This is a genomic window from Pseudomonas sp. NFX98 (assembly GCF_047784845.1).
In the GTDB taxonomy this organism is placed as follows: domain Bacteria; phylum Pseudomonadota; class Gammaproteobacteria; order Pseudomonadales; family Pseudomonadaceae; genus Aquipseudomonas.
Genome location: NZ_JBLNNF010000001.1, coordinates 131,106 through 148,599 on the forward strand (window position 1 = coordinate 131,106; position 17,494 = coordinate 148,599).

The window sequence follows — 17,494 nt, forward strand, 5'->3', positions numbered from 1 at the left end:
CTTTGAGCAACGAACTCAAGCACTCCAATTCGCCAAGCACGCGGAATACGGCGATCAGGTTGATCAACGTGCCTTTGCCTTGATGGAGCAACAAATGCAGCGTCTATCGACTGATTGCCGCATTCGCGGCGACGGCCTCGAGGCGGATGTTCTTTTTCAATCACAACGTTTGCAGGTGCGCTCCGATGCTGGCTGCCAGGACCTGATCCGATTGTGCGCGAAGTCGCATAGTGCCTGCTTTCCTGGACATTAACTGACAACAATGCAATTTACGTCAGTAATTCTAGACAGTACCGACGCGTATTCGGTCCGTTCATCGGCGCTGCACGACCTCATGCGCATGCGCATGGCGAGGCTCACCGATTCCCCTCAAAGAGCGCTGGCGTTAAGCAACATCAGCAGCACTGGGCCCTGGCGTACCGCCAACCGGGCTGATGCGCGCCAAAAGCTCCCAAAGGTTTGAGAAACTTGCATTCTCAAACCCGTTAAAGCACCTGTTCCTACGGGCAATTTTCCATTTGTACAGTGGTAAAAACATAGGCCGTAGCGCAGTATGAAATCGTCGCTACGCAGTCATTTTGACTCATTCGGCTGCCGTCGCCAGTCGCCGAACGGCGCGTCGGCGTCTACGTAGCGCATGGCGCTGTGCACATCGCGCCAGCCGACATACTCCATCAAAGCTTTCGGGCTCCATTGATTGCTGGTGGCCCAGGTGGCAAAACCACGGCGCAACGAGTGGCCGCTGTAACGCTCGCCGGCGACCCCTCCCCGCGTCAGCGCCCGGCGTAGTACTCTCGCCACGCTGTACGGGTGCAGCGCCTCGCTGGACAGATGGCCCCAGCGATCGATGCTGCAAAATACTGGGCCTGCCTGTAATTGACTGAGCGTCAACCACTCCTCGTACGCCTGCACCGGACACAGCTGTTTCAGGGCTGGCACGCTGACGGTGCGGCCCTGATGATCGCGGTCGGTTTTGCTGCTGGAGAGAAACAGGCGCAAACCTTCACCCGGCTCTAGCTGGTTGGTTTCAATGCGCAGGCGGCACAAATCGTCGCTGCGAAACGCTCGCCAAAAGCCCAGCAACAGCAAGGCCCGATCGCGGCCGGCACGCAAACACACCGTCAAATCCGCCGAGGTTTGCTCCAGCTGCAGTGCCGCCACACACTGCTCCAGCTCGCGCAACTGCAGGGGTTCGGCCTGGCGCACTGGCCGTGGGTGCAAGGCTTGGATACCACGCAACACGTCGCGCACTTGTGGGGCTTTAGTCGGGTCGACAAACCCATGGTTCTGATGCCAGCGGGCCAAGGCCGCCAGGTTGCTGCGCAAGGTATTGATGGACAGCTCGGCATGCTCAGCCAAGTAACGCACGATGCTGTCACTGGAGGCGGGAAGAAAACCGCCCCAGCCCACCTCAAAATGCGCCAGGGCCTGCTGGTAACGTCGGGTCGTGCTTTCCCGCCTAGCCGCTTGCAGATAACGCTCTGCGGCGGTGGTCATTCCTATCCTCCTCGCCCTGCTGGCTTGTACCGGTGAGAACCAAAAAGGTTGTCTTCCTGATCGGAAACCAGGCAAGTCAAATGGTATGCGTCATACTGCAAAAGATCCGGGAATCCTAGAGGAGCTCCTGACATGGCCCGCGGTGGTGTCAACAAAGCTTTGGTGCACGCTGCGCGTGACGCCTTGATAGGTCGCGGATTGCATCCGAGCATCGACCTTGTGCGCGTTGAGCTGGGCAATACCGGCTCAAAAAGTACGATCCAGCGCTATCTGAAAGAACTCAACAGCAGTCTGGCCGTCACCCGCGCGCCGCCTTCAACTCTTAGTGAAACACTAACTACCTTGGTGAACAGTTTAGCCGAGCAGTTAAAACTGGAGGCCCAGGAGTCCGTAGCTGACGAGCAAGAGCAACTCGAGCGGCAGCAAGTCAGCTATACGCAGGAGCGCGCGCAGCTACGCGAACGGTTAGAGCAATCACTGACCACCATCACCCACCTAACCGACGAGCAGGAACAGCAGCGGCAGTGCGAACGTGAGTTGCGCGAGCAGTTACAAGACAGTGAGGGCGAACGCCAACAATTACGACAGCTAGTGGCAGGCCAGCAACAGATCCTCGAAGAGCGCGCCCAGCAGCTGCAATCACTAGAGGAAAAACATCAGCATGCTCGGGAGGGGCTCGAGCACTATCGACAGGAACAATTAAACCAGCGTGGGCAAGAGCTGCGCCGTCACGACGAGTTGACTAATCAGCTACGCCAGGACTTGCGCTCCTTGCAGGACATGCAACTGGCCAAACAGGAAGAGCTGGTCCAAGTGTACCGCGAGCACGAGCGCTTGCTTAATGAGCATCGGGCACTGCTGGCAGAGATGCGTAAACAAACCCAGACCTTGCGTGAAACTCAGCAGACCCACAACGCGTTGGCGACCAAGCTGCAACAATTGCAGACCGAGCACGCCATAATACGGGAACGGGTCAAACCTTACTTGCTGCAGCATCGCGAAGATCGTCGGCAGTTGCGCGAGCAAGCGCGACAGATTGAAACGCTGCAAACACTCTTGCGCCAATTAACGCCCGCCGCATAGGCCTACGTGTCACTTACAACGTGAACATGGCCTGACATTGCCAGGCACTGAGGTGGAGATAGCAGCTGGGGCCCCAACCACAGAAGACGGTGCAGGCGCATCGATGCCCAGTAAAGTGTGCCCATGACGATCAATTGCCTCGGTGATCCTCTCCTGAAAGCGACGGGGAATATCCGGCCTCAGTGTGTCGTGCAGCGACCGATTGATCGCCTGTAAGAGGGGCAGGTTCCGTCGTTCCACCAGCTGCCATATCCAGATGAGGCATTCTGCTCCCCACTCGCTCACGTACTCCTTGGCAATCAGGTTATCTCCCAACTCGTCAAAGGCGGCCAGGTAATCCGAGAACTCCGCGCTGTTCCGCGGCCACATCCTCGGGTTCACCGCCATGCAATTGTCCTCGATCAATTCATCCAACAGTTCGTACAGTTCGACCGCAATGCAACGACACGGCGGCCGCAGGCACGCCAGAGCAAAGAATGGGAAAAAGTTCTTGGCAGCCCAGGCCCGCTGAATTGGGAAGCGTGCTGCTCGGCACCTGAGATAACAAATTAGGTAACCCAGCTGGCTCCAATCTGGACATTCAAAAAGGCTCGACATCTCTAGCGCATGATGAGCGCTCAATGGCTCACCGTTCAATCGAAAAAGAGTAATGCCGGTGTCAAACGCCGTGTGAGTTGTTCGAAAGTTCAAGGTGAACCACAGCAGATTGTCGTAGACCTCGCGGAGATCATTAAACTCCTCGAACCATGCCTCCCGAGTTTGGGTACGCACAATTGCCCGTTCGAATCGGCGTCGCCACACTTTCTGTAAGCCCCAAGGCACAGGTTCTTTTTCAGACGCGCAGGGATTCTTTCGGTCCTGCCAAGTGGCCAACGCATACGGGCTGTGAGCGCACTTGGCGTCCATTGCCAACGCGGCGATCAGCACCTGCTCCCGCACACTCTCTAAATGTGTCGACACTTCACCGAATGGGTGCATGAGCCACCTCCTCACACTGAGTCTGCAAAGAGTGTAGTTCTACAACATGTTGCTGGTGCGTCCAGCAAGGTCGGGGAGACATTGCGGCAGGCTTGCACCAATGCTGAATTTTTTTACGCGACAACCTACATATGTGACTGATTACTAAAGGATTAATTGGATCAAAAATATTGATGCTGCATTTTAGGTAGGTTTTTCTAAGTGGCGAGTTTGGTAATAATCAATTTCAAGCTGCCTGAAGGTAGAACATCCGGCATAGGTGAGACACACCCAATGCCAAGCCTCCCTTGAGGTCAGCGCATTGCTAAACCAGCGATGAAGCCCACCGGCTTTCGGAGGTTTCCATGGAACTCAACCTGGAACGTCTGCTCCCGCCCACCGTCGTGTTGTCGCCACGCAGTCAATTGACCACGGGCAGGCGATATACGCGCGTCACCCACTTCCCGTCGCGTAAAAACCAAGCGCCAATCGGCTGCACGGCTTTGCAACACTCTGACTTCTGCGTCCACTTAGAATTCGATCCAAGAATTACGCATTACGTCAGTCGACCCTGTCGACTCACACTCAAGGAATCCGGGCAGTGCTACCGTCCGGACTTTTGCTCGATATTTACCGATGCTCGGCTCGTCTTCTACGAGTTCAGCAAACCGAGCGACGTCATCCTCCCGAGTGAAAAGCGCAGGGTGGCGGAGCAGCGTCGACAGTTTGGTGAGGCAGGAATCATGCTCGAAATCATCGCACTGTCGGCCATCTGCCAGGCACAGAAAACCCAAAACCTGAGATACCTCTACCACCATGCACTCAGAGGATCGCCAAGCGGCGCGGCGGCCGTCAGGAAAGCCGTCCTCAACGGTAAGAGCCCGCGGACTTCGGTGTGCCTTCTGCTCGCCGCGGGGCATTCTCCCGAAGACATCGCCTATGCCCTGTTTTATCAACAGATCAGCGCAGACCTGGATCGCCGCTTCAACCTTGAGACAGAGGTCGAGGTCGAGGTCGAATGATATGCACCATATCAACCTTACTCCCACCGGAGAACGGCACAGAGTCAGTGGCACGGCTCTGGGGCCGTGCAGATTACAGACAAGTGCGTTCAACTGCGTTTGGTCGAAGGTCAGCGTTAGTGCCTACCAGCATGTAGCCGCACCGCGTCGAGTATCCGCACAAGGAGCATTTTTTGATGACTCAGAAATCGGCGACCACGAGTGGTGCGAAGATGTCATCGCACGGCTAAGTAAAGAACAGGCACGTCATCTAGAAATGCGCATCTCTTATGTCAGCGCGATGCTGGTGTGGGGCAAGGGCCCGGTGACACGCAACACCCATCTTGACCTCGTCACGGACTGGATCACGCAGTTCGCACCGTATCAGGCCGCAAGCCGCGCCAAGCATAAACGTGAAGACAGGCCGATCACTGCGCGGTTGAGCAACACCTTGCATTTCAACCCCGGCACTGCGGTGGAGGATAAATCACATGCGCAGAATTGATCCTATTCGAACCGGTGAGCGATATCTCTTCTGCGGTAAGGATTACCAGGTATTGGAGGTCGACGACCAGAAAGTTCAGTTGCGCTCCGTGTATGGCCCTCCACAAGTGGTCTACCAGTATCAAACCGCGCTGTACCGCGCAGCCGCACAGGGAAAATTTCTAAAGGTCCAAGAAGCGCCGATTGAGACTGACGCGAACAAAATCATCTGCCGTCTGCCGAAAAAGGAGGCACGGCAACTGGAAGTGCGTGTCGCTTACGTCTGCGCAGTGCTGAGCGCACGCAATGGTTCAGTGACCCGCAAAACTCTCCCCGACCTCGTCGATAAAATGGTCGGACAGTTGGGCCCGCACAAAGCCCCGGCCTACACCACCCTTTGGGAATGGAAGCGTGCGTATCTATGTGCGGGGAATAATTGTGTTGCGTTGTTGCCCAACACCTTTCGGCCACTCAATAAACACATTTCGCACCAGCCGCGCGAAGTCCAAGAATTGATTAAGTTCAACATCGCCACCTTTTACTGGACGCAGACTCCATTCAGCAAGACTGGGCTGATCGGCAGCATTCGACTGATGCTCGAAGATCTGAATCGCGGCCGTGCGGCGAATGCACAATTTCGTATTCCATCCATCAGTACGGTGTATCGGATCATCTGCGAGATTGATTCGCATGCGACCACGCTCCACCAAGACGGCCCAAAGGCAGCCAAAAAACTTCACTATTGGGGAGCACCAATGCCGGAGCCTGACAGATTGTTCGAGCTGGTAGAAGCCGATAGCCGCCCAATGGACATTTTTCTCGCCGACAAGGACGGTAAATCGATCGGCAAACCGATCCTGACCGTCATCATCGAAGTCAAAACCCGCTACATCATTGCGTGGCACATGTCATTCAACCCAGCGTCGCTGGATACCACGGAAATCGCACTTAAGAACTCCATGAGCCTCGACAACCCCCACGGCGGTGTTGCCGAACTCTACGTCTTCGACAACGGCGCCGAGTGGATAGCCAACGTCCTGAGAAAGATACTGTGGCTGCTGGGTGCCGAGGTCTCGTACTGCGAACCTGGGGAACCCAATCAGAAGCCTCACGCGGAGGCTGTCTTCAAAACCTGGGCCACAGAGATCGAACACCGCATGCGGGGTACGACGTTTCAAAATCCCGGAATAAGAGCCCGCTACGACGCCGAGGGCAACGCGATCTACACGCTGGAAGAGGTACGCAAAATTTTCTCCGATTTTTTGGACATCTATCACGCAGAAGAACACTCCACGTTAGGCATGTCCCCTAACGAGGCCTGGTCTGCTGCTGTGAGTCAACAATTCCGACCGCACCGCTATTCTGAGGAAGAGCTGCGCCGCTTCTTCTGGCGGTCGGCCGAAGTCACGCCGCATCGTAGCGGTCGCGTGCGTCACGACAATCTTCATTGGTGGGGCCCAGCCGTCAGCTACTTCGCAGAACTTCGGCCCAAGGTAAAAAAACTCCTCCTTTATTTTGAGCCCGGTGACGTGGGGAATGCCTGGATATGCCACCCCCTACATCCACTGAATATCCAACCGCTACAGCCCCTGCACCCGGCCTATCAAAACGGGCTGACCCTGGACTTTCATCATAAAATCTGGAAACAACGCAACGCCGCACGCAAAGCCAGATCGCGCTACACGACCGCCGAGGCAAAAACGCACTTGCTCTGGAAAATCGCTCATACCAATGCCAAACGGCAGCCCCTCAAACAAGCGCGGGTGCTCGAACACGACGACACGAGCCTGGAACAGCTGACGGCTACTCACCCCCTGCGGTCCCCCGCAACAACGCCGCGTATGACACAGCATGAATATAACCCCAACACACCAGGGGATTTCACCATTTCCAAGGGTCATCATTGATATGGACGAGTCTACGCGGAGTCGCATTCTCGGGGAACTTGAGGACATCAGAATTAACTTCCCCGCTTACAACCAAGCGCACTCAAAATTGTTGAATGCCATCGAGGACACCTATGTTACCCACAAACCCTATGGTGCACTTTTATGCGGGTGGACCGGGGCGGGCAAGACTTCCTTATGTATGCTCATAAAGGCGAGGTACATGGCGACGTACGAAGAGGTTACTGACTCTGAAGCTCGGCGCTGTCGACCTGTTATGTATTTTGTAATTCCATCCGAGGTCACAGTCAAAGGCTTGGCCAGGGCACTGCTGCTGAAACTCGGCGTGGAGAAACCCGTTGGGAGTGGGGAGGAAATGACCGCGCAAGCGATTCGTATGCTCAAAGAGCAACGCGTCGAATTGGTTTTCCTAGATGAAATTCAGTGGCTTTGTATTGGTGCCGCTGAAAAGATCCGTGTCCATACACTTGGCTGGATAGCGTCCTTTGTCAACAACCTTGAGAAGCCGGTCATCATATCTGGAACTCAGGAATGCGTGGACATCACGTCCTACCTCGACGCATTCGCCTCGCGTTTTCCGTATCAGGCCAACCTCGAGTATTTCACGTTCACCGGAGATATGCGGTCGGACTATTCCATCATGCTACAAAATCTTGATCAAGCGATCCAAGAATTGACTAAACTTCCGAACGAAGCTCATCTGCATGACCCTTCAATTACTGCCGCATTGTTTGTTGCCACATCGGGAAGTCTCGGTTGGCTGAAGAAGATACTTAATGTTGCATTGAGAAGGTGCCTGATACGTGACGATGCAAAAGGACTAACCAGGGTAGATTTCGCCTACGCCTGCGACGAGCTAACTCTCAAGCAGTCGCTAACAAAGGCCAATCCGTTTGCCTTCAACTTGGCGGACAGCTTGCGAATTATCGAGTCACCCGAGTCTAAGGAAAAACTGGAAAGCTATCGGCTCATGCCATGAAAGAATTCATTTACATTCCTTTCCCACGAGTTGAGGAAAGTCCGACCAGCCTGATGAAACGATTGGTTGTGCACCATGGCTGCGTAAATCGAAGTCAGTTCAAAAGCCTGGGTGTACCAGATTATTTTAATAATACCTGCATGAGCGCGCAAACCGAATTACCGCAATGGGTAGCAGCCAGAGCTGGCCAACACGCCCAAATATTCCTAACTGGATTTTATCAACCGACAGGTCTGATTTGCAAGAGGATGCCCCATCAGGTCGAACAGTTAACAGTAAGATTTAAATTAGTTCGATGGAAACACACCGCTTTTTGCTCGGAATGTTGGGCGGAGGAATATGAACACTTCATCAAAGACCTTAAATTCTCAGTAAATTGCCCTTACCACAACTGTAGATATCTTACCCATTGTCCACAATGCGGTGTAGTTCTTCGATGGGATAATCCACTGATCGCTGAATGCGTTAAATGCAACGCTAAGCTGAAAAGCCCGGCCTGTTCCCTAGAAGACGCAGCTCCCGAAAGATATGTTTTATCGCTATTCAGAGATCACAAACAAGTACAACTTGATAAGTTATGCAAAATCTTACGTGCATTACAATTTGACCAAGATCAACCTGGGACACCGGAAAGCCGTTTAATATTTGAAACTGCTATCAGCTTAGTCAACGAAGATGTCGCGGGGACCAAACGTTTTCTCGAAACGATAAGACAAAAATATCCACACATACCCAATGAAGCTATTTGTGCGAAACTAGCTCTTATGCGTGGTCCTACTACAAAAAAAGCGTGCGAAGCTTTTTGTCTTGGAGAGGAAAGAGCAGTATCCTTCTTTCCCACTAACTCTGAAAAAGCGCTTAACACGAAAACTGATCTCGAAAATCCCTTCTCTTTAACTCGCTCCCAAGTGGGTGCAGGCGCTCACATGAAATCTGAGACCTTGGTTAAAATGAGAGCCCTGACACCGCATATTTGGAAAACCATTGGAAGAATTGGAATTTTGAATGAAGCGCAGGTACTGGATTTTTTTTCAAAAATTAAGGAAATTAGAGATCCCGAACGACTTTCATGGACTGAAGATCACAGCATGGCTTTGCCAACTGTGGCTTCCGTCCTCGGGATCAGCCTCAACTGCGTAAAAACTCTAATTACTGCTGGTTTTCTGAGGGTTTTCCAGCCGAAAAATAGGGAGCGTCGAATTCTCAACGCTGATCTGGACGAATTTTCCAGAAAGTATGTCACTGTAAACTCGATAATTGCAAGATCGGGTCGCCCCCGGAAAAACTTGGCATATCTCATGAGAAAGCTGGGCATATGCCCCGTCGTCGTACCAGGGGCTATTTACCCCATATTGTTTCAAAAAAGCGACGGAGAACTATTCTTCACCGCTTCACAAAACAACACACCTGTTACTAAATCGAATGTGATAGGCAAACTCGCAACTGACTCAAAAATGCCTTTCAACAAACATCGGTACGTGACCCTTAAAAAGGCTAGTGAACTTTATGAAATTGAACCGCCTGTGCTGAGAAGCTTGATCAAAGCTGGAGTCCTGCACGCCAGGAAGTATCCAGACATCAACAACGCCATCGGCCTGTTGAAAGATGATCTGGAGAACATCAAAAAGGACTATATAACTACATCTACAGCCGGTCAAATTATCGGAGTTTCAACCAAAGTAACGAGGACCATATTAAACGACTTAGGCGTACATCCAGTGGTCGGCGGACCGCTAGATTCGGCTTGCCATACACCATTATACTCACGACAAGCCGTAAACCACCTTGTCAATACACAAACAGTCAAAAATGAACAATATATAACCATTGAACAAGTTTCGAAAAAGCTGCATATCAATAATTCCATCGTGTATGAATTAATTAAAAGCGGTGATTTGGCAGCGCAATGTGATAGTCGTCCTAGCCTACTATTCGCTGATAGGGAAAAAGTGGATGAATTCTCTAACACACACGCTGACACTGTTACAGTAGCAAAGTGGTGTGGGGTACAGTGCGGAAAGGTGAAAAAACTCTTGAATGGAATGGGGGTTTATCCAGTCGGTGATGTGAAGCATATTGGGCTCACCACGTTTTACCGCGTCATTGAACTGGAAAGGGCGGGCATCATTTACCGTGAAGAAGCTAATTACTCTGAACTTTCAGCAACGGATAAGCCCCGGAAAATCTGTAAAACTTACAAACACACACACCTAGAACTTCTGAAAAGTTTGACCCCGGTAGGCGATTTTTGTAAAAAATTCAAAATTTCCCGACTCTGTTTTCTCAACACCTTCGAAAAGACCAAATTCATAACAATAATTACTGTTGGTAAAAAGAAGTTTATTACCTCAGAGAATGTTGAAAAACTGGCAAATTTTTTGAGCGAATATATTACGCCATCTATGGCGGATAAGATCATTGGAACGAGTGGAATGATATCTCGATTACAAAAAATTGAAGACATAGCTCAAGCTACCCACCTTCCAAGGGAGCTGAAAGGTCATATTTTTTTTCTTAGGTCCAGCTTTAATAAAGTCGTAAATCAGCTCTAAAGATTATAATGTTTTAGCACAGTCTTGCCAGATATCTGTGATGGGTTGATCAGGCGCACAGGGTAATTTTTAATTTTGCTCGACGGGACGAAAATACAAGCTCTAAGTTCTCCTGTAAGTCACAAGTTTTATCGTAACTTTCTACGCCGCTCATCGGCCATGCATTGCCTCACCCTACTCCACTCTACGCGACCTCACAGGTACTGCAACTGCGGGATGCTGCACTTTATCTCATCAATAATCGAAGTGCGATGTGATATTTGCCGAGGTCATGTGCAAGGATCTTCCCTTCAAACCGATAAGATTGGATGGGCTATTAGGTGTTTTTAGGCAAGTATTTTGATTAATAAATGCGTCAGTTTATTGAGGGAAGTTTTCAGACCGGGAGAGTCACATCACACAGCGCCCTATACCCAATTTCATAAAACTCAGCCTGAAAAATCCATTACACCTCCCATTTTGTATTTTGATGACAATACTGAAACACTGACTATATCTGACTCTACTCTCTATTTTTTCCTGAAAAATTCCAATCTCCAGGAATTCAGGACGCGCCTAAAAGCGCTATATGGAATTAATACATAAAGCAATTCTGGCGTGAGATTTAAGCCCCATTGGCGTGGGGCTCATTGAAACATGATTCGTTCCTCTTAATAATTATGATCCTTTCCTGCAGGTACTGCCCGTTTCTACACTAGGTCTGCGGCAAAAGAGCCTAAATTACAGTGACGCCCTGATCGATTACTTTTGGCAGTTAGTAGCCCTTCGCGAAGGGCGGCTATGGGTCGCTCTCTGTCGGTCATTTCACATGGCGGGATGGCCAAGCCGTTCCAAATGATTGGTCAGGTCGAATGCAAATGGGTGGTCAAGTCAGTGCAATTACCCATCAGTTGCGCCACTATGCCCATCGCGTAAACTGCAACAGTTTAACTCCGACCGGTTAGCCTTGTCCGCACTTGTTGGTGCTAAAAAATCCGCCCAAAATAAGCACAATGGAGTGCCAGGTATTAACCCGATCACGACCGTACGCCCCGGGAATGGGTGTTCGTTGCCATTCATTTGTACTATCGCCCAGAGAAGATGTATGGGCGCAGAATCAGGACGTTCAAATGCCCGCGGAAACATGTTCACTGGTTCAAGTCGTTTTCGAGTGTTTTCAACTCAATAGCAGCGCCCCAAAATTTTTTGGCTTTTCAGAGTTCATCGCTGGTCTGGCATTGATGGTACTGGCTTGGACCATTGCCGATACGCGATATAGGTTCCGCATTGCAACTGCGACCTTGCCCGTGAGAGGTCTAACCCTGCTCGTCACATTCAGCGTGGGTGCCCTAACTCTGCTAACCGACCTCTGGCGCGCCAAGCAAGGTTGGGTTCCCGCTGGCCCTCTGCTTACTCCCGAATCATGGCAGTTCTGCCTAGGTGCGATGCTGCTTTTCACCTTATTCACTTGGTTATGGTTCGCGTTCATCCGGCCGTCCACATTTAATCGCTGGAACGCGAAACACTTCGTCTCCGCCGTGGACTCCTGCATTTTGCGTGGTGCATCGACCGAGCTGGGGGTCGTAGCTGATGAGCTAGCCAGGTCCGCCGATAGAATCGTCCGCTATGCAACGGAGCTTCCCGGCAAGGGTGAAACTCTCGGCCGAAGTCACCTTGGAAAGACGGAAGTTTTGGCCAATCGGCTGTTAACTGCCATTGGCAGCCCGAAATTTTGCCGGGCAACGGTGGAACATGCCCCGGGATTTATCTACGACCTTTTTGGTGCAATCAGTAAGCAAAGCAAGCATCGCGTATGCATCGAAATCTTCGCCAAAAACATCGTGACCGCCGCGATCGATAACCGAAGCTCATTCCTCTACAACGAAACGGATTACTACGAGTCGGGCCTGGAGGGTCTCACCAAACCAATCACTTCCGCGCTGTGCGAGGATCCCCGGCTAATTGAGCACATCAGCACACTGCTCTCCCCCTCATATTCGCGACAAGAGCCATGGGATATTGATCAATGGCGAGCTTATTTCCGCCTTGTAATGAAGGCGTTTTCCAGCCATGTCGGAAGCAATGCCTCTTCGCGGCCTATGTCGCTGCACTGGGCCATGCGCAATGTCAGATCAATCTTCGATGATCTGAACGAAGACCTGCAAGTGAGCAGATTGAAGATTCACGATGACCTCTATATTCGCTTGAAAGCAATTGGAGAACTCATCAAAGAGATGGTTGCAACCCTTGACGCGCATGAATCAAATGGGCTGTCCCTACCTCCCCACAGCATTGAAGACGTCACAAAGCTGATCTGCTCACTCATCAAGGCCGCCTCTAGCGTGCGAAGGCCACGGACAGTCGCCAGGCGCATCCAACATGAGCTCATCTGGAAGGGGATCCTAAACTCCCACCAGCTTAGGACTGCCATCGGCCAGCAAATCCAGCAGCAAGTTCACGAATGGCTGGAGCGCAAAGTACACGAGTGCCCCAACCTGGATAGCGCGATGCTGCTGGGCTACTGCTTGAACGTCCTTGGCTTCCGACTAGTAGAAAAAGGTCAGGTGTACGGCGCTTCTTGGCGTGAGCTACACGTACGCCTGCTCGATTGGACAAAGGTTAATATCGCCACGCTGCTGACCCGCTATCCGACAATGGCGCACTATTGCTTCGTAGAAGATATGCATTTCGAGTCCGAAAAATGTCGATTGGTATTGACCTATCCGCCTGATGAGTTGGGCAACACATCGTTTACATATTTCGCCGTTAATCCCTGCCAGGAAAGCGCCCCGACCCCATGCTAACAAAGGGGTCTCCAATGATCCGAAAATTGCCTCCCGCTGAAGATGATCTGACTTCCACTCCGCAGCACCATAAGCTCATCATTCACGATATCAGGTGCTGCTTGACGTAGGCCGTGCGCTAAAAAATCCGGCCTTCATCCTTGGGCGATCCCTCGCAGATTTCTCGCGAAATGCCCCCTTCAAAATCCATTGCGCATTGAGAGGCGAAGCCCATAGATGGATACGAATGCGCATGGGTATGCACGATCCAAACATGAAATATCAGACGACTATAAAGCCTATTCAAAAGCAACCGATAGCATAAGGACCGACATCGTTTTTACCGGCCAATTTAGTCCTACACCTAGGCCAAGTCACTGGACATGATCGGAACAAAACACTGCCTAAATTATCCGGTTTTCCCATTCATACCGGACTCAAAACTTGGTGAAAAAAAGTGATAAAAGTGCTGATGAAAAATCTGAGGACTCTACATGTGAGCATGCTGAGCCAACTCAATGTTCATGGTGAACCTACTGAACTGCAACGCTTCAGGTGTTTGCAGGGAAGCGTTGCATTTGAGTGTATTTTCTCCACAGGGGAGAAGCCTTTTAAACTGTCACTGACGTCCCGTGGCACAGCCACGCACACTACGTCAGAATTCTTTTTGTTTGACGTCTCGTCTGAGTACACAATTTCGAACTATTTTCATGGTGACACCTATCCCAGATTGCTTGCGGTCCTAAAAACAAACGGTGGAATTTCCGGTAACAAGCTTTTGCCCGCCGATTTTCTGGCTCAGCTTGATGCCCAAGTACCCACGAGCGCATCGATCTCGAACATTCCAACTACCAAAGATGTCCTCGAGAACCGACCAGATTTGACAGAAGATCGCGACAAACCTTACTGGAGCCATTGGTCCAAACCTCGCAGTAAGGCAGATGGTTCTCCAGGTCGTGTTTCAGCTGAAAATCGCCAGAAGACGGCAGCTCTTTTGGGATCGGCCGCCCTTGCTCATAGCGACTCAATCCGCATGTCCTCCTGCTGGAGTCCCGAACCAACTCAAGCTGACTGGCATCCTTAGTCAACGTTAGAAACAGTCCTGCCGTTTTGGATGTGGAAATACGGCGCGCCCCGCCATCGACCGCTTTCTAGTGGTGATGGAGGGGCACAAATCAGCAGCCAACACGCCTTTTATTACTTTAAAAGGGTGAACATCTAAACCCTGAGATAAAATCTGGTCTTGAGAGCACATTGCAATGACCTTGCACTCTTGGAAGCATTGTGAGCCTTACTTCTACCCGATAGAGTCGTCGGATCATAGGACACCAAAAGGGTGGTGCCTACCTCCTGTAAGTAGGCTCCATCACCCACAAACGAAAGGCGGCAGTTTAGGTGACTTCGCCGGACGCTTACCGCTCAAGCCATTACCGGAGTTGAGGTTTGCCTGGTTGAGGGTTACCAAGCAACGGGCGTAGCAATTGAAAAGATGCTCGAATCTTCTTGGGCAATTACCCATACAGCTTCTTCCTCCAAGCCAATCAGTAGCTCGGATTTCTCTCAACGGAAAACTCAAAGAGAAGGCTGGGACGTGGATTGTGTGGTGGTACGGCGCACTCGCAAAAAACGGCGAGGAAGGTACAATTCCTCTCAACTCCGTCCTTTTCCGAGAACTTCTACCGAATGGTAATTTGGGGCAGGTTCTCCGCATCCCCGCTGTCATGCCCCATTTAGGCAGCTTACGATTTGGCAGTGCATGGTCTGCGGGCATCCTCGTCGGGCATATGAACTGGCCTATTTGACCGAGGAAAAAGTGTCATTCGATGAAGGCGATTGGCGAATAGTTTCCGCTCAGGATGTAGGCTTGGTGAGCCCCTGAAACTTCAACGCTCCGACAGTCGGACCATGCTAATGGAACTCATGAATGAGGACGATGTGAGGATTTTCGTGCCTTGTGCGGAGTTTTTCATTAGCGCATACGGCAGGAGCACCGAAACGGTTCGCACGCTCCTACGCTACCCTTGGAAAGAAGCAAAAGAGCGCTTCTATTTCGATGAGGAATGCGACGAAGCCAAAAGTGTAAAGCTACATCATCGGGTTAAATCTAGCGAAGCCGTGTTCCTGCACCATGCCTTGTACGATGAATACACCAGAGGCATTTGCGAGCAGCTTTATCCCACCCTGCAGTCAGGATTCGTTAACCAAAAGAAAAAAATCGGGTCGCTACCGTGCCTTGCCACTGGACCTTGGTTTATAGGCTCGGCACTGATCGAAGGGAAAGGCCGCTGGCTGGAAGAAAAGGTCTTCCTCTTCTTGAAATCAGAGGCATGAGCGAGCCGGCTTGAACCTAATCGTTATCAAACGGCAATGGACAGCCGCCGCAGGTGGTGAATCCGGTATATCTTCCAACACGCTCTGGAGGGGCCGTCCGTCCGCCCCTGAACGCCTATCGCTTCGGTACGGTTTTCGTGAAACTTTCGTCTATTTTCCATTGAAAAACTCATTATAAATCAGAGTCCGTTATTCGCTTGAGGCTGAGATGTAAGGATACACCCGCTATACATGCAGACAACAAAAAGCCCTGATTAAGTCAGGGCTTTTTTGCAAAGCTTTAATCTTTAATCTTTAATCTTTAATCTTTAATCTTTAATCTTTAATCTTTAATCAATTTCGCCTTATCGACCTTCCCCATCAAATAAGATGTAAGACTCAATATATTAAGACAATCAACATCCGAAAATATGGAAGGTACAACGGAATCGATTGGCGCATGATTCATAGGGTTTCTGAACCCGCTTACGAGCCCCCTAGACATAGCCTGCTGCCCCTCTTGCAAATTTTTTCCTGTCGCAGTAGTTATATCACTAACGTGCAAACACGGATTATTGGTAAATGCCCTACCAACTAAATCATTAGCATCTTCGGTTCGCCCCGTAAGCGTGCGAATATGTTCAAGGTAAATTTTTACGGCTTGATCAGCCGCCTGCCCATACTGCCTGTTTTGATAATAGGCTCGAACGCGCTCCCGAAGATTATCATTCAAATAACGCCAATGCAGCTGGGGATACTCAGGCACTATTTTATGCAAAGCTTTTATAATCGGGGTAAATTTCTCAAGCGCGTCTTCAGCACCAAGCATATTTAATATATCCGACGTATGCTCTTTTACGTCCGCTGGCATAGTAGACATCCAAAAATCGGTATCTATACCAGTCGCCTCCTCAAAATCTTTATCCTTTTTCTTTTTCCGCTGTTCACGCCAGCTAGCATTAACTTTCGAGATCATTTCCGACAGAAAAAATCGAAACTCTCTCATCTCATCGTTATCCCAGTTAATAGACTGTCTATTAGTTGAAATAACATCTTCAGAAAGAAGATCAATAAAATCAGCCTGAATCCAACCCGTAAGATATTGAAAGAAATGACTAGACGTACTATTAGAAAAAAACTCAGGCATATTTACTAGTTTCCCTCGAGAAAAAAGAGAAACCCCCCTCAGCCCTGAATTCGGCTTTATCGGTGTTGACGCCGTATAGAAAAGCCCTTTGACCTTCCCAAAAAACTTACTTTCCTTTGGAACTAACTTTTCTAATTCCCACTCAAACTCTTTTGTAAAATTTGAGTATCTGCGCGCATTATCAACGACAACACTTACTCCATCGCTCCCGGTCAAAACTATTTCAAAGCCACCATCAACAATAAAGATTTTTGAAAGACTATCCGCAAGCCCAGCTATATCAAAAGGGCTTTGCCTCTTCAACTCTGAAAGTTTAATTATCGTCCCATTGGGTTTGTCGATAGGCTCATCAACAAGCTCTGCACGAGGGTTATAGCTACCCTCCGCATTCATTAACTCGTCCCAATTAAGAACAAATCTATTTCTCAATCCGTTGCAAATTGTATCAACCGTAATAACTTTAGAAAGCCCAAAAAGAGCCAATTTACCTAAACCTTTTTTACCTGTCGGCAGTCGCTCAAACTTGGTAGTGCGCTTATCTCCATCCTCCTTTCGTCGATTTCGTCCAATAACCAAGAATTTATTCTGGATATCGTCAGCACTCATGCCATGACCGCTATCCATCACCTGAATCGAAATAGGCTTGCCATTATGCTCATGAAATTTTAGCTCTACTCGAGACGCATCCGCGTCATAAGCATTAGAAATAAGTTCCGCTAGGGCAGGCGGTAGTGTTGAGTACATTCTAACGCCAAGATGCTCAATAGTTCGAGGATCGAATTTCATCTCATACTGGCTAGCCATATCAATCTCATC

Annotated in this window: 12 protein-coding genes; 9 read left to right on the forward strand and 3 right to left on the reverse strand. The window is 50.3% G+C overall.

All coding sequences use genetic code 11. The features are described from left to right. Positions 1–573: 573 nt before the first annotated feature. A complete protein-coding gene (locus ACM110_RS00540) occupies positions 574–1,497 on the reverse strand; it encodes a site-specific integrase (protein WP_416126137.1) in 924 nt (307 codons plus the stop codon). Positions 1,498–1,629: 132 nt separating this feature from the next. Between ACM110_RS00540 and ACM110_RS00545 the strand changes: the two genes are divergently transcribed. Then, positions 1,630–2,580 (forward strand): DNA-binding protein, encoded by a 951-nt coding sequence (locus tag ACM110_RS00545; protein ID WP_416126138.1) that lies wholly within the window; start codon positions 1,630–1,632, stop codon positions 2,578–2,580. A 9-nt stretch (positions 2,581–2,589) separates the two neighbouring features. Here ACM110_RS00545 and ACM110_RS00550 read toward each other — a convergent pair whose 3' ends face one another. Beyond that, a complete protein-coding gene (locus ACM110_RS00550; protein ID WP_416126139.1) occupies positions 2,590–3,558 on the reverse strand; it encodes a hypothetical protein in 969 nt (322 codons plus the stop codon). A gap of 344 nt (positions 3,559–3,902) precedes the next feature. Between ACM110_RS00550 and ACM110_RS00555 the strand changes: the two genes are divergently transcribed. The 8 genes from ACM110_RS00555 (at position 3,903) to ACM110_RS00590 (ending at position 15,552) form a co-directional block, all read left to right on the forward strand. Next, the gene (locus ACM110_RS00555) at positions 3,903–4,559 is read left to right on the forward strand and encodes a hypothetical protein (protein WP_416126140.1); all 657 of its coding nucleotides are present in this window, start codon (positions 3,903–3,905) and stop codon (positions 4,557–4,559) included. A gap of 1 nt (position 4,560) precedes the next feature. Further along, positions 4,561–5,043 carry a hypothetical protein gene (locus ACM110_RS00560; RefSeq protein WP_416126141.1) on the forward strand — a complete coding sequence of 161 codons (483 nt, stop codon included), beginning with the start codon at positions 4,561–4,563 and terminating at the stop codon, positions 5,041–5,043. After that, positions 5,030–6,928: a hypothetical protein gene (locus ACM110_RS00565; protein ID WP_416126142.1), complete on the forward strand. Its 1,899-nt coding sequence runs from the start codon at positions 5,030–5,032 to the stop codon at positions 6,926–6,928. Before ACM110_RS00560 ends, ACM110_RS00565 begins: the two co-directional genes overlap by 14 nt. 1 nt (position 6,929) lies before the next feature. Then, the gene (locus ACM110_RS00570; protein ID WP_416126399.1) at positions 6,930–7,907 is read left to right on the forward strand and encodes a TniB family NTP-binding protein; all 978 of its coding nucleotides are present in this window, start codon (positions 6,930–6,932) and stop codon (positions 7,905–7,907) included. Continuing rightward, a complete protein-coding gene (locus ACM110_RS00575) occupies positions 7,904–10,459 on the forward strand; it encodes a hypothetical protein (RefSeq protein ID WP_416126143.1) in 2,556 nt (851 codons plus the stop codon). Before ACM110_RS00570 ends, ACM110_RS00575 begins: the two co-directional genes overlap by 4 nt. A 1,109-nt stretch (positions 10,460–11,568) precedes the next feature. Next, positions 11,569–13,242: a hypothetical protein gene (locus ACM110_RS00580; protein ID WP_416126144.1), complete on the forward strand. Its 1,674-nt coding sequence runs from the start codon at positions 11,569–11,571 to the stop codon at positions 13,240–13,242. A 451-nt stretch (positions 13,243–13,693) separates the two neighbouring features. Beyond that, a complete protein-coding gene (locus ACM110_RS00585; RefSeq protein ID WP_416126400.1) occupies positions 13,694–14,305 on the forward strand; it encodes a DUF6037 family protein in 612 nt (203 codons plus the stop codon). Between the two features lie 827 nt (positions 14,306–15,132). Then, on the forward strand, positions 15,133–15,552 hold the full coding sequence (locus ACM110_RS00590; RefSeq protein WP_416126145.1) for a hypothetical protein: 420 nt from the start codon (positions 15,133–15,135) through the stop codon (positions 15,550–15,552). Between the two features lie 322 nt (positions 15,553–15,874). Here the strand turns inward: ACM110_RS00590 and ACM110_RS00595 are convergent, their stop codons facing one another. Beyond that, a complete protein-coding gene (locus ACM110_RS00595) occupies positions 15,875–17,482 on the reverse strand; it encodes a TIGR02391 family protein (RefSeq protein WP_416126146.1) in 1,608 nt (535 codons plus the stop codon). Between the last annotated feature and the right edge of the window lie 12 nt (positions 17,483–17,494).